Here is a 13,374-nt window from a genome sequence, read left to right as displayed (position 1 = left end):
CCTTGAACGCGCGTAGACCCCGAACAGAACGTTCTTCTACGATGGCTTGATGGATTTCACCCTCCCCGAGAGCGCCCAGGCCGTCCAGCGCGGGATCGCCGACATCTGCTCGCGTTACGACCTCGGCTACTGGCAGCGGTGCGAGAGCGAGAAGAAGTGGCCAGAGGAGGTCTGGGCGGAGCTGGCCAAGGGCGGCTGGCTGGGGCTGGCGGTGCCGGAGGAGTACGGCGGGGGCGGGCAGGGGCTGCTGGAGCTGGCCGTGGCCACGGAGACGCTGTCGGCGTCGGGGGCGGCGGGCGGGGCCGCCTTCACGTACGTGCTCACCCCCGGTTTCGGCGCCCTCACCCTCGCCCGCCACGGCAGCGCCGAGCAGCGCGCCGAGCTGCTGCCCGGCCTGGCCACGGGCGAGGTGGAGACCTGTTTCGCGCTGACCGAGCCGGACGCCGGGTCCAACTCGCTGGCGATCACCACCTCGGCCCGGCGCGACGGCGGCGACTACGTGGTCAACGGCCAGAAGATCTGGATCACCGGCGTGCAGCGGGCCACCTGGATGCTGCTGGTGACCAGGACCGTCCCGGCCGCCGAGGCGTCACCGCGTACGGACGGGCTGACGGTGTTCCTGGTGAACGTGCCCGAGGCGGTCGCCGCCGGGCGGCTGTCCTACCGGCCGATCCCCAAGATGGGCGCGAACACGACGCCGTCGAACATGGTGTTCGTCGATGACCTGCGCGTGCCCGCCGATCGGGTGGTCGGCGAGGTGGACCGGGGCGTGGCCGTGCTCTGGGACATCCTCAACCCCGAGCGGATCCTGCTGGCCGCCTCCGCGCTCGGCACGGCCGAGGTGGCGCTGCGGGTGGCCGTCGGCTACGCCAAGGAGCGCGAGGTGTTCGGCCGGCCGATCGGCGCCAACCAGTCGATCGCGTTCCCGCTGGCCCAGGTCAAGGCCAAGATCGAGCTGGCCCGGCTGATGATCTACAAGGCGGCCTGGTGCTTCGACCGGCGCCTGCCGAGCGGCACCGAGGCCAACATCGCCAAGCTGACCGCGTCACAGGCGGCGTGGGAGGCCGCCGACGCCGCGTTCCAGACGCACGGCGGGATGGCGTACTCGCTGGAATATCCCGTGGCCAGGCTGCTGGCCGACGCCCGTATCGGGAAGGTCGCACCTGTGACCGAGGAGCTTCTGCTCAACTACCTCGCGACGCAGGTGCTCGGGTTGCCCCGCAGCTTCTAGCGACCTTCGCCGCCCCGGTCACGCCCGTGATCGGAGAGGCCGTCGCGTGCCGCTTTTCCGAAATCGTGCTCTCCCCTTTCGCCGTCCGGTGGACGGCCGGCAGGCGCGCCTTCCCTCGGTGAGGCCCTGGTTCCGTTCGCCCAGGCACCGTTCTCGGCCCCGGCGAACAGGGCTCTCACCGCGTGGGCGCCGGCGCGTCGGCTGGCCCACCACCCCGTTGTTCCTTCCACGGCTGCGCCTACCCGAGGCGCGGGGAAGCACACCCGGCTCAGCCGAACGACGGGGGGCGCTTCTCGCGCAGCGCGCGTACGCCCTCGGCCACGTCGGGGCCGGTGAAGCCGAGGAACTCCATGGCGAGCGAGGCGTCGAACGAGGGCCCGGCCAGCCGCAGCCAGTTGTTGAGCGAGTATTTCGTCAGCCTGATCGCCTCTTGGGCGCCGGCCGCGAGCCTGACCGCGATCTCCATGGCCCGCTCGTGCACCTGGTCGTCGTCCACGCACACGCTGACCAGCCCCATCCGCTCGGCCTGCTCCCCCGTGACGGGCTCGCACAGCAGCAGGTGGTATTTGGCCTTGGCCATCCCGCACAGCAGCGGCCAGACGATCGCGGCGTGGTCGCCGGCCGCGACGCCGAGCCTGGTGTGCCCGTCGATGATCCGCGCGGTCCGGCCGGCCACGGAGATGTCGGCCAGCAGCGCGACCGCGAGCCCGGCGCCGACGGCGGGGCCCTGGATGGCGGAGACGATCGGCTTGGAGCAGTTGAGGACGTTGTAGACGATGTCGCGGGCCTCGGCGAACACGCGCAGCCTGGTGGCGTGGTCGCGGGTCATCTCCTCGATCATGGACAGGTCGCCGCCCGCCGAGAACGCCTCGTCCTCGCCCCTGACCAGGATGGCCCTGACGTCGTCGTCGCGGTCGGCGTCGCGCCAGACCTCGCCCAGCTCGCGGTGGGCGGTGGTGTCGACGGCGTTGAGCCGGCCGGGCTCGCTGATCGTGATCCTCAGAACGCCGTCGGCCGGGGTGTCGATCTTGAGCTTGTCGTACTTCACCAGGCCCCCCGCAGCCGGTCGGCCACGTATTCGCGAGCCTCGATGGCCTGGTCGAACAGGCCCGGCAGGACGAAGAAGCTGTGCACGGCGCCGTCGAACCTGCGGACCTCGGCCGGCACTCCGGCCCCGGCCAGGCGGTCGGCGTAGCGTTCGCCCTCGTCTCTGAGGACGTCGCACCCGGCGGTCACCACGGTCGCCGGCGCCAGGCCGGAGACGTCGGGCAGGCGCAGCGGGGACAACCGCGGGTCGTCCGGGTCGGCGCCGTCGGCGTATTGCCGGGCGAACCACTCCATCTCCGCGGTGTCCAGCCCGAACCCCTTGCCGAACTCGGCGTGGCTGGGGGTGTCCATGTGGACGTCGAGCACCGGGTAGACGAGCACCTGGTGGGCCAGGCTCAGGCCGGCGTCGCGGGCCTGCCAGGCGGCGACCGCGGCCAGGTTGCCGCCCGCGCTGTCGCCGATCACGGCCACGGTGCCGGCGCTCTGGTAGAAGGCGGGCCTGGCGAAGATGTCGCGCACCACCGTCCAGGCGTCGTCGGCGGCGGCCGGGAACGGGTGCTCGGGGGCCAGCCGGTAGTCGACCGACACCACGACCGCGCCGGTCCTGATGGCCAGGTCACGGGCGGCCGCGTCGTTGCGCTTGACACTGCCGAAGACCCAGCCGCCGCCGTGGAAGTAGACCACGACAGGCAGCAGGCCGTCGCCGGGGTCGGCCCGGTAGATGCGGATCGGCACGTCGCCGGCCACCTCGTCGCGGACGAACGGCAGCTTCGTCAGCGGCCCGCGGTGGGCCGCCAGGGCGTCCTGCGCGCGCATCTCCTGGATCGCGGCCAGGTCGAGCGCGGCCAGGTCGGTGTTCAGATCCGATGGATACTGGGCGACGTAGTCCCGCGCCTGGGGATGCAGCGGCATGATCGCAGCCTATCGGGCCGCCTCGATGAACGCATCGAAGAGCCGGTTGTCCTCGCCGCGTTCCGGGTGCCACTGGACGCCCACGCCGAACCGGTGCCCCTGGAGCTCGATCCCCTCGACGATCTGGTCCTCGGCCCAGGCCACGGCCAGCAGGCCCGTGCCGAGGCGGTGTACGGACTGGTGGTGCGGCGCGGTGACCTCGGCCCGGTCGCCGATCGCCTTGCCGAGCTTGCTGGTGACGCTGACCTGGATCGTGTGCGCGCCGCCCGCGTCGGTGTGCCGGTCGCTGTCGAGCACCTCGGGCAGCCACGGGATCAGCGTGCCGCCCTGGGCGACGTTGAGCACGTGCATGCCCCTGGCGATGGCCAGGATGGGGATGTCGGCGCGGACGGCGGCCCTGGCCAGGGCCAGCTCGCAGCGGTCGCGGTGCTCCTGGGGCTCGGGCGCGCGCCGGTCCTGCTCGGCGTTGTAGGCGGCGGCCCCGACCTCGACGCCGCCGGCCAGGACGAGGCCGCGCAGGCCGCGTACGTAGTCCTCGGCGGTGTGCGGGGTGAGCGGCGGCAGCATCACGGGCGCGCCCCCGGCCCGGCCGACCGCCTTGGCGTAGGAAGGGGGAGACAGGACGGCCTCACGCACCCAGTCGCCCCAGCGGGCTGCTTCGAAGTAGGCGGTGATACCGATGAGCGGTCGGGACATGCGATCTCCAGGGGGCATGGCGGAGCTCGTGCCGCCGTCAGCCGGTCGGGCGACGGCCACTTGGCCCCATCATGGCGCACACCCTTTCCGATATGTCACCTCTCCTAAAGATCCCCGCCTACCACTTGCCTCCCAGGGCACGGCGCTTTCTGGCTTTCGTCCTCTTTACGAAGATGCCCATGGGAGCCGGGAGGCCGTCTCGGCGGTCAACTGGGTGAGGATCGAGGCGGCGCCCGGGTGCGCGTCGAGGAGGTCGTCCAGGCGGGCCCGCCACGCGCCGGCCTCGCCGTACAGCGCGTCGGCGTCGGCCTGCAGCCGCAGGCGGGTCTCGCAGAGCTGGAGCTGGTACATGAGGCCGAGGTAGTGGCCGACGGTGTCGCTGAGCCACCAGTAGGCGTCCGTGTTCGCGGCGAAGACGAAGATTCGCGCGCCTTCCCAAGCGACCCGCCTGGGATGGAGGACAGCCATGCCCGGATGGTACGCCCGGGGCGGCGCCCTGGAAACCGCTTTCCCCTAGGGGGGCGTTTCCCTGCCCTTTCTGCGGCCACTCGAATACGAATATAACTTTTATTCGCATTAGCCGTCCGAAAACATCGAGATCTCGCCTGCGGAGAATCACGATCCCACTACGGATAGTTCTGCTTCGCACCTTATTGGGGGGAAACGGTTGTGACGCGTCATCAGCGATGTAACACTCAATTTTGAGCGCGACGGAGGTGCCGGGGCATACCCAGCGCTCATGACCCGGAACCCTCAGGAGGTGAACGGCGAGGACCGGAATACGATTCCGGTCAAAGGGTGGGGTTGGATATATGTCGTTGAATCCACGCCTGGTGAAGGAGAGCTTCTCCGTCGTCGAGCCGGTGGCCGACAAGGCCACGGCCTACTTCTACGGCCGGTTGTTCGCTGAGAGTCCGCACTTGCGAGGCATGTTCCCGCCGGCCATGGACGTCCAGCGAGATCGGCTGTTCAGCGCGCTGACGCGCATCGTGTGGAGCCTGGACAGCCCGGACAGCCTGGCGGCTTATCTGGGGCAACTGGGGAGGGACCATCGCAAGTACGGCGTGATCGCCGAACACTACACGGCCGTGGGCAACGCCCTGCTGGCCACGATCCGCCGGTTCGCCGCCGACATCTGGAACCACGAGATCGAGGCGGCCTGGGTGTCGGCCTACACGGCCGCGGCCAATCTCATGATCGAGTCGGCCGGGTCGGACTCGGGGGTGTCGCCCGCCTGGTGGCTGGCCGAGGTCATCGACCACGAGCAGCGCCACCAGGACATCGCGGTGCTCACGTTGCGGCCGACGCAGCGGCTGCCGTACACGGCCGGTCAGTACGTCAACGTCCAGACCGCGCGCTGGCCGCGGGTGTGGCGGACGTTCTCGATCGCGAACGCGCCGCGCCCGGACAACACGGTCAGGCTGCACGTGCGCTCGGTGCCCGGCGGCTGGGTGTCCACGACGCTCATCCGGCACACCCGCATCGGCGACACGCTCATGCTGGGGCCTCCGATGGGCACGATGGCGCCGCGCGAGCAGAGCGTGCGCGACATGCTGTGCGTGGCCGGCGGCACCGGTCTGGCGCCGCTGAAGGCGATCATCGAGTCCGTCATCGCCTCCGGCCGCCGCCCCAACATCCACCTGCTGTACGGGGCCCGCACGGCGCAGGAGCTGTACGACCTGCCCGACCTGATCCGGATGGAGTCCTCCTTCCCCTGGTTGCGGGTGGTGCCCGTGGTGTCGGGCCAGCCGGCCTACGACGGGATGCGCGGCCATCTGCCCGAGGTCGTGGCGCGCTTCCCGTCCTGGGCCGAGCACGACGTGTACGTGTGCGGCCCGCCCGCCATGGTCAACGAGACCGTACGCCGCCTCCAGCAGGACGGGGTGCCCTTGTCACGCATCCACCGGGACATCGGCCAGGGCGAACGCTGAACTTTCTAGATCGGGAGGGTTGACAGCGGCGGTCTGACGGTGCCATCTGGACTTGACAGGCCAAAGTGAGGTGAACCGTTGCCACCTTCCGCCCGGCGCCGAGACATCGGCGGGATCCTGACCGTTGCCGCGATCCTGTTCCTTCCTTCGATTCCGGCGTCGGCATCGGTCTCCGAGGCCGTCCCGCTGACCGAGATCGGGACCGACGCGTCCACCGGCGCGAGCGGCCAGCACGGCACCCAGGCCGGGCCCGACACCTACCAGTGGGGCACGACGATCGTGGCCGCGCAGCAGGCCGGGAGGTTCGCCGACGGAGGGGCATCGGGCATCGCGTACGCGATCTCCGCCGACAACGGCGCCACCTGGGCGAAGGGCGTGTTACCCGGGATCACGACGCACGGCGGCGGGCCCTTCGCCCGGGTCAGCGACCCGTCGGTGGCCTTCGACGCCAGGAACGACACGTGGCTGATCTCCTCGCTGGCGCTCACCGACGCGGGCGGGGTGAGGGGGGCGGCGGTGCTCACCAGCCGTTCCACCGACGGCGGGGTGACGTGGGGAGCGCCGGTCACGACCGCCGTCGCGGACGGGGGCGACCTGGACAAGGGCTGGATCGTCTGCGACAACACCGAGGACAGCCCGTTCTACGGCCGCTGCTACACGGCGTTCGACGACGCCGCGGCCGGCAACGCGATCAAGGTGGCCCGCTCCTCCGACGGCGGCCTCACCTGGGCCGTGACCGGCACCTCGGCCACCGGCCTTGGCGGGCAGCCGGTCGTGCGGCCGAACGGCGCCGTGGTGGTGCCGTACCTGAGCGACGACGGCGGGATCCGCTCCTTCCGCTCCCGTGACGGCGGCACGAGCTGGAGCGCCAGCGTGCTGGTCTCGGACGTGCAGCGGCACCCCGTCGCGGGCGGTTTACGCGCCTTACCGCTGCCGTCGGCGGAGACGGACGCGACCGGCACCGTGTACGTCGTCTGGCACGACTGCCGCTTCCAGTTCGCCTGCGCCGGCAACGACATCGTGCTCAGCAAATCGGCCACCGGGAACGCGTGGAGCGAGGTCCTCCGGGTCACCGGCGACGGCGGCGACCACTTCATCCCCGGGCTCGGCGTGGACCGGAGCAGCTCGGGCGGCAAGGCCCGGCTCGCGCTCGCCTACCACCGCTACCCCGAGGCCGCCTGCGCCCCCGCCACCTGCCGGCTCACCGTCGCCTACACCTCCTCGCTCAACGGCGGGGCGAGCTGGTCGCCGCCGGTGGAGCTGCAGGGGCCGATGGCGCTGGGCTGGCTGGCCGGGACCACGGACGGGCGGCTGGCGGGCGACTACATCTCCACGTCGGTGGTGCCGGGCGGGAGCGCGTTCCCGGCGTTCACGGTCGCCTCGGCTCCTTCTGGCGGGACGTTCAACGTACGCACCCACACCGTCACGGGCGGCTTACCGATCACCGGCGGCCCGCCACCCCTGGTCGCCATCGAGGCCCCCATCGCCACCGGAGACCCCCGGCCCGCCCTCCCCCTCACGGCCCGCTAGAACCCCGCGCACTTCAGCGGGGTCCTTTCAGAAAAAAGTGTCAGGAGCCCTTGTGGAAGGCGGCGGCGGTCTCCTCGTCGCTGGGCCAGAACGTCTCGATGGCCAGCTCGGACACCGTGACGTCCACCGGCGTCCCGAAGGTCGCGATCGTGGTGAACATCGACAGCACCCGGTCCCCGGCCGCGATCCGCAGCGGGATCAGGATGTCGGCGGGCCCGGGCACGTGCGCCACGTTGAGGTCCACCCCCGGATAGACGTACGACGCCAGCTCGTCGTGCAGCTCCGCCAGTCGCCCGTTGCCCGACACCTCGGCCTGCCTGCGCAACTGGTGCAGCAGGTGGGCGCGCACCTCGGCCAGGTTCAGCAGCCGCCCGCCCATCGCCTCCGGGTGCAGCGACAGCCGCATGACGTTGACCGGCTCCTTCAGCAGTTCGGCCGGCACCCCTTCCATGAACATGGCCGCCGCCGAGTTGGCCGCCACCAGGTTCCACATCGCGTCCACCACGAGCGCCGGATACGGCTCGTGCCCGGCCAGGATCTTGTCCAGCGCCTCCCGTACGACCCGCATCTCGGGAGCGCGCACCTCCCGTTCGGGATAGACCGGGGCGAACCCCGCCGACACCAGCAACCTGTTGCGGTGCCGCAGGGGCACCTCCAGCTCCTCGGCCAGCTTCATCACCATCTCGCGACTCGGCCGGGCGCGCCCGGTCTCCAGGAAACTGATGTGGCGGGCCGAAACGTCGGCCTCAATGGCAAGGTCCAATTGGCTCACCCGGCGCCTCTGCCGCCACGAGCGCAACAACTCACCAAAAGACTCATCATGTACGGCCACGGCTCCCATGCCCGGAACGCTACCGCCTGGAGGGAAGGCTCACGATTACCCGCCGGGTAAAGCGGCAGGGTGCGGAATCTCCCAGTCCTCGGTAACTGTCGGTGCCCCGTGGCACGATGGCTCGCAAGCGAACATGGGAGCGATGTCATGAGTGACGCAGTGCTCGCGATCGGCACCCGCAAGGGCCTGTTCCTCGCCCGCTCGGCGGGCGGCGGCCCCTTCGAGGTCGAGCCGATCCAGTTCTCCACGGTCGCGGTGCCCTCGGTGGCGATCGACACGCGCGGCACCACGCCCCGGCTGCTGGCCGGCATCGAATACGGCCATTTCGGGCCGTCCGTCACGTATTCGGATGACCTCGGGAAGACCTGGCATGAGGCGGACCACGCGCCCATCGCCTTCCCCGAGAAGACGGGCGCGACGCTGGTCAGGGTCTGGCAGCTCGTCCCCTCGCCGTCCGAGCCCGACGTGGTGTGGGCGGGCGTCGAGCCGGGCGCGCTGTTCCGCTCGGAGGATCGCGGCGTCACCTACCGGCTCGTCGAGGGCCTGTGGGAGCATCCGCACCGCGAGCACTGGCAGCCGGGCGGCGGCGGCCTGTGCCTGCACACGATCGTCAACCACCCCACCGACCCCCAGATCCTGGGCGTCGCGGTCTCCGCCGCCGGCTTCTACCGCTCGACCGACGGCGGCCTGTCGTGGGAGGCCGCCAACCAGGGTATCCGCGCCCCGTTCTTCCCCGAGGGCCAGCAATATCCCGAATACGGGCAGTGCGTGCACAAGGTCGTCATGCACCCGTCCCGGCCGGAGCGCCTCTACCTGCAGCACCACTTCGGCGTCTACCGCAGCGACGACTTCGGCGGGAGCTGGCACGACATCGGCGCCACGCTGCCGTCCGACTTCGGCTTCCCGGTCGTGGTGCATCCGTCGCGGCCCGACACGATCTACGTGCTGCCGCTGACCGCCGACATGGACCGCACCCCGGCCGGCCACCGCTACCAGGTCCATCGCAGCGACGACGCGGGCGCGACCTGGCGGTCGTTCTCGCAGGGGCTGCCCGAGGGGCCGGTGCACGCGTCCGTGCTGCGCGACGCGATGACGGCGTCGGAGGCGGGCATCTTCTTCGGTACGCGGGACGGCGAGGTGCACTGCTCGCGCGACGACGGCGAGACCTGGTCGCTGGTCGGGCGGCATCTGCCCGACGTGCTCTCCGTGCGGGCGGCGGTGCTGTAGCCGATGGCGAAGATGGTGACGATGGTCGTGTTCGTCCTGCCCAGTTCGCTGCGCAGATGGGTGAGCGGGCGAGCGGAGGTCAAGGTGTTCGCCATCGGCGCCGACCGCCACTCCCCGCCCACGCTGGGCTCGGCCCTCGACATGCTGCGGCGTACGCACCCGATGCTGGAGGAGCGGCTGCGCGACGACTACGGGCGCATCCGGCGGCACATCAGCATGATCGTGTGCGGCGAGAACGCCCGCGGCCTCGGCGGCCTGGACTGCGCCCTGCCACCGGGAGCCGAGGTCTACGTCCTCCCGGCCCTGGCCTGAACGAGGGCCCCTCAGCGAGGGCCCCTGAGCCGGTGCGAAGCGTCGGGCTCAGGGGCCCTGCCGCGGCAGGGCGGGCATGGCCGGGTGGGTCAGGGGCAGACGCGGCCGTTGGCTTCGAAGGCCGCGTGGGTCAGGGGCATGAGCCCCGCCCAGATCTCCTCCATGCGCTCGGCCACCATCTCGATCTCGCGCTGCGGGAACGAGGGGAACGTCGAGTCCTCGTGCTTGACGCGCAGCGACAGGAAGTTCATCAGGGCGCGGGCGTTGCAGGTGGCGTACATCGAGGAGTAGAGGCCGACGGGCAGCACCGTGCGGGCCACCTCCCTGGCCACGCCAGCCTCCAGCATCTCCAGGTAGGCGCGGTAGGACTGACGGTAGCTCTGCTGGGTCGCCTCGGTGACGACCTTGTGCTGCTCGTCGGTGCCGTCCTTGAAGAGGTATTTGCCGGGCTTGCCCTCCTGGATCAGCTTGCGGTCCGGGCCGGGAACGTAGAAGACCGGGACGAGCTGCCGATAGCGGCCGGACTCCTCGTTGTAGGAGAACGTACGGTGCCGCATGAACTCGCGGAAGACGAAGATCGGCGCGCTGATGTAGAAGGTCATCGACGAGTGCTCGAACGGCGTGCCGTGGCGGTCGCGCATCAGATAGTTGATCAGGCCCTTGGATCGCTGGGGATCGGCCTCGATCTCGGCCAGGGAGCTCTCGCCCTTGGTGGAGACACGCGCGGCCCACAGCACGTCGGCGTCCGACGCCGCCGCCTTGACCAGCTCCACGTCCATGTCGCCACGGAACTTGACCTCGACCTCCGGCTCGACCATGCCCATGCGGAACCCCCCACTCGGATTGACGACGTGACGGCCCCAACCCTAATCAGGTCGGGGCCGCCGGCGCGAGTCGGCGCCCGCCGCCCCCTCCTTGTGGCGCGGCGGGCGCCCTGGCAGGTCAGCGGCCTGCCTCGATCCGGCTCAGCAGCGGCTCACGGGCGTGTCGCGAGGCGGCGACGACCCGCGAACGCGCCGCGGGTCAGCAGCGGTTCGCGGGCGTGGTGCGGGTCACCAGGTCGGTGTCTCCGGCGGTGCCGTCGAGCCAGGCGACCGTGCTCGCCGCCGTGTCCGCGGAGAAGAATCCCTGGTCGCCCCGGTTGCAGGAGTAGCGCTGGAGCGAGCCTCCCGCGACCGGCACCTGGTGCAGCTTGGGCAGCGTGGCGTTGTCGATCTCCTGACCGGGCGGCCAGAGACTGACCGTGGCGGCCGTGTCGTTGGCGTCGAACCAGACCGGCTCGGGCGCCTGGGGGCCGTCGGGCACGACGGTGGTGACGCCGGTGCCGTTGTGGGCGGCGCGCAGGATGCCGTACCGCTGGTCGCCGTCGGTGTTGTTGAGCCACAGGACGTACCGGCCGGTGATGACCGGCAGGCCGGAGTCGGTGCCTGAGACCGGGAACACGACCTCGGTGCGGGCGTTCAGGTCGTAGACCGCGGGTGTGACGCGGAAGGTGCCGCCCTCCTGCCAGACGCGCAGGTAGGCGAGCTTGCCGCGGATCATCGTCGGCTGGTAGCCGTTCACACCCGGCCCCGTGATCTTGAGAGGCGCCGCGGTGCCCCGCCTGAGCCAGATCTCGTCCTCACCGCCGGCCGGGTCGAAGGCGGCCCAGGCGACGTCGGCACCGGCGACGGCCACGGCGTTGACCGGCTCCGTCGTCTGGGCGACGAGCCGCGTCGGCGTGCTCGCGTCGAGCGGGCGGGCGTAGATCTGGAAGTTGGTGACGTCGGCGTCGAACGACGGCCAGGCCGCCTGGGTGCCGTCGGTCGCCGGGTAGTAGTTCCACCGGTCGTTCGCGGACAGGACCGCCGGCGCGCCACCGCGCACGCTCCCGGTGAAGATCTTGCCGGGGGCCGACCCGTCGGGCGAGGAGTTGGAGACCACGTACCGGCCGCCGGCCACGTCGGGGAAGGCGTTGAAGTCGGTGATGTTGTCGATCAGGACACGGCTGTCGGTGGGGATGAGCCGCTCCCAGCCGGCCTTGATGCCGTGCTGGTCGAACGCGTACGCGATGCCCAGCTTGTCGCGGCCCGACATGCCGAGGGCGCGCGCGGCCGACTCGACGGCGCGGCGGCCGTCGGTGAAGTCGTCCAGGGGCGTCATGAACTCCGTCAGCGCCTTGTAGACGAGCCTGTCGGTCTTGGCGCCGCCGATCACCTCCCGGATGTCCCACAGGGCGCCAGAGAAGATCGTGGAGTTGAGGTGCACGCCGCCGTTGTCGAGGACGATGGAAGCGCCGATGTAGTCGTCGGCGGCCACGCGGGCGTCGTCGAGGTCGCGGATGGCGCACTCGGCGGGCGTCCCGGTCTTGCACAGGTCCTCGCCCAGCAGGCTGGCGTTCGGGTCGGTCATCGGGATGCCGAACGTGTTCACCTGGACGGCGTTGCCGAAATAGTCGGCCAGGCCCTCGTTGATCGCGCCCGACTGCCCCATGTAGACCAGGTCGGCGCTGTTGGTGATGACGCCGTGGGTCATCTCGTGGCCGACCACGTCCAGGCTCGCGGCGAAGGAGTGGTAGTCGCCGCCTCCGCCGTAGACCATCTTGGTGCCGTCCCAGAAGGCGTTGATGAACGGCTGGCCGTCCAGGGTGACGTTGACGACGGAGTACATGGTGCCGCCCCTGCCGTCGATGCCCTCACGGCCGAGCCCGCGGTAGTACTCGTAGACCTTGCCGGCGCCCCAGTGGGCGTCGACCGCGCCAGTCTCGGTGTGGTACGGGCCGAAGGCGAGCGTGGCCGACCTGGCGAGCTCGGTGCCCGGCGGGATACCGGGGTTGAGGAAGGTGGTGACATCGGCGCCGGCGGCGTCGTAGGTGAGGATCTCGCCGGTGGTGCCGTTCCACATCGGGCGCGCCCGGTCACGCAGCTCGTAGGCGCCGTCGGCCCGCTGGTACGCGTTCAGCGGAACGGTCCTGCCATGGGCGGTCTGCCCGCTGGCCTGCACCGGGCCCTCGAACCGGAGCCGGTCCACGGCGAACAGGGGACGGCCTGACGCGGCGTCCACGTACGTGTCGAGCCACAACGGCCGGTTCTTCACCTTGTCCTGCCCGCGGAGCACGACGTGCCAGGCCAGCACGCCCTTGCCCTGCGGCACCACGACCAGCTCGCCGGTCTCGGCGGTGGCGGCCGCGCGCGTCCGCCGGTCGCGCAGGACCAGAGCGCGGGCGATCTTCGCGGCGGTCTCCTTCGAGACGGCCGGGTCGGTGCCGACGCTCAGCTCGGTGAGGAAGCGGCCGCCCGCGCCGACCACTTCGCGCTTGTCGCCGTCCTTACGGAAGTGCACGAGATAGTGGGCGCCGAAGACGGGCAGGCCGCGGTAGCGCTGGGCGAACCTGACCGTTTCGTCCTTGCCGTCGACCACGGTCCGCAGCGGCGTGAGGTCGGCGGGGTCGAGGTGGTAGCGCGGATCGGTCAGGTGCTCCCTGGCCGCCGCGACGGGGTCGGCGGACCGCGCGGGCTCGGACAGGCCGTACACCTCGGCGGGCGCCCGGGTGCCGGCCCGGGACTCGACCTCGGGGGGCGGGTCATCGGCCGAAGCGACACCCGGTACGGACAGCGCCAGACATAAGGCGGTGATGAGAGTGATGGGACGCCAGGACACGACACCTCCAGGGTGGT

12 protein-coding genes are annotated in these 13,374 nt (G+C 70.9%); 5 read left to right on the top strand and 7 right to left on the bottom strand.

Features of this window, described 5'->3' with window-relative positions; genetic code table 11:
- Nucleotides 1–49: 49 nt before the first annotated feature.
- Nucleotides 50–1,231, top strand: a complete 1,182-nt coding sequence (locus tag C4V41_RS56835) for an acyl-CoA dehydrogenase family protein (RefSeq protein ID WP_103964390.1) — start codon at nucleotides 50–52, stop codon at nucleotides 1,229–1,231.
- A 268-nt stretch (nucleotides 1,232–1,499) separates the two neighbouring features.
- Here C4V41_RS56835 and C4V41_RS56830 read toward each other — a convergent pair whose 3' ends face one another.
- From C4V41_RS56830 to C4V41_RS56815, 4 genes are all read right to left on the bottom strand, one after another.
- Nucleotides 1,500–2,279 carry an enoyl-CoA hydratase/isomerase family protein gene (locus C4V41_RS56830; RefSeq protein ID WP_235031027.1) on the bottom strand — a complete coding sequence of 260 codons (780 nt, stop codon included), beginning with the start codon at nucleotides 2,277–2,279 and terminating at the stop codon, nucleotides 1,500–1,502.
- Nucleotides 2,276–3,190: an alpha/beta hydrolase gene (locus tag C4V41_RS56825; RefSeq protein WP_103964389.1), complete on the bottom strand. Its 915-nt coding sequence runs from the start codon at nucleotides 3,188–3,190 to the stop codon at nucleotides 2,276–2,278. The genes C4V41_RS56830 and C4V41_RS56825 overlap by 4 nt, the downstream gene beginning before the upstream one ends.
- A 9-nt stretch (nucleotides 3,191–3,199) precedes the next feature.
- A complete protein-coding gene (locus C4V41_RS56820; RefSeq protein ID WP_103964388.1) occupies nucleotides 3,200–3,886 on the bottom strand; it encodes a gamma-glutamyl-gamma-aminobutyrate hydrolase family protein in 687 nt (228 codons plus the stop codon).
- Between the two features lie 165 nt (nucleotides 3,887–4,051).
- A complete protein-coding gene (locus C4V41_RS56815) occupies nucleotides 4,052–4,354 on the bottom strand; it encodes a hypothetical protein (RefSeq protein WP_103964387.1) in 303 nt (100 codons plus the stop codon).
- A 344-nt stretch (nucleotides 4,355–4,698) separates the two neighbouring features.
- On the opposite strand from C4V41_RS56815, the gene C4V41_RS56810 reads away from it, so the two are divergent.
- Both C4V41_RS56810 and C4V41_RS56805 read left to right on the top strand, forming a co-directional pair.
- Entirely contained in the window at nucleotides 4,699–5,817 is a 1,119-nt protein-coding gene (locus C4V41_RS56810; RefSeq protein ID WP_103964386.1) for a globin domain-containing protein, read from the top strand.
- Between the two features lie 78 nt (nucleotides 5,818–5,895).
- The gene (locus tag C4V41_RS56805) at nucleotides 5,896–7,347 is read left to right on the top strand and encodes a sialidase family protein (RefSeq protein WP_103964385.1); all 1,452 of its coding nucleotides are present in this window, start codon (nucleotides 5,896–5,898) and stop codon (nucleotides 7,345–7,347) included.
- Nucleotides 7,348–7,387: 40 nt separating this feature from the next.
- On the opposite strand, the gene C4V41_RS56800 is transcribed toward C4V41_RS56805, so the two are convergent.
- The gene (locus tag C4V41_RS56800; protein WP_200824964.1) at nucleotides 7,388–8,188 is read right to left on the bottom strand and encodes a helix-turn-helix domain-containing protein; all 801 of its coding nucleotides are present in this window, start codon (nucleotides 8,186–8,188) and stop codon (nucleotides 7,388–7,390) included.
- Nucleotides 8,189–8,326: 138 nt separating this feature from the next.
- Between C4V41_RS56800 and C4V41_RS56795 the strand changes: the two genes are divergently transcribed.
- Together C4V41_RS56795 and C4V41_RS56790 are read left to right on the top strand one after the other, a co-directional pair.
- Complete coding sequence (locus tag C4V41_RS56795; RefSeq protein ID WP_103964384.1) at nucleotides 8,327–9,406, top strand: WD40/YVTN/BNR-like repeat-containing protein; 1,080 nt, start codon at nucleotides 8,327–8,329, stop codon at nucleotides 9,404–9,406.
- Between the two features lie 3 nt (nucleotides 9,407–9,409).
- Nucleotides 9,410–9,718, top strand: a complete 309-nt coding sequence (locus C4V41_RS56790; RefSeq protein ID WP_200824963.1) for a ubiquitin family protein — start codon at nucleotides 9,410–9,412, stop codon at nucleotides 9,716–9,718.
- Nucleotides 9,719–9,807: 89 nt separating this feature from the next.
- Here C4V41_RS56790 and thyX read toward each other — a convergent pair whose 3' ends face one another.
- Nucleotides 9,808–10,542 (bottom strand): FAD-dependent thymidylate synthase, encoded by a 735-nt coding sequence (thyX, locus tag C4V41_RS56785; protein WP_200824962.1) that lies wholly within the window; start codon nucleotides 10,540–10,542, stop codon nucleotides 9,808–9,810.
- Between the two features lie 199 nt (nucleotides 10,543–10,741).
- Nucleotides 10,742–13,357, bottom strand: a complete 2,616-nt coding sequence (locus tag C4V41_RS56780) for a M4 family metallopeptidase (RefSeq protein WP_160150760.1) — start codon at nucleotides 13,355–13,357, stop codon at nucleotides 10,742–10,744.
- Between the last annotated feature and the right edge of the window lie 17 nt (nucleotides 13,358–13,374).

It is taken from the genome of Nonomuraea solani, from assembly GCF_900108335.1.
Taxonomy (GTDB): domain Bacteria; phylum Actinomycetota; class Actinomycetes; order Streptosporangiales; family Streptosporangiaceae; genus Nonomuraea; species Nonomuraea solani.
This window is presented reverse-complemented; position numbering and strand designations above follow the sequence as displayed.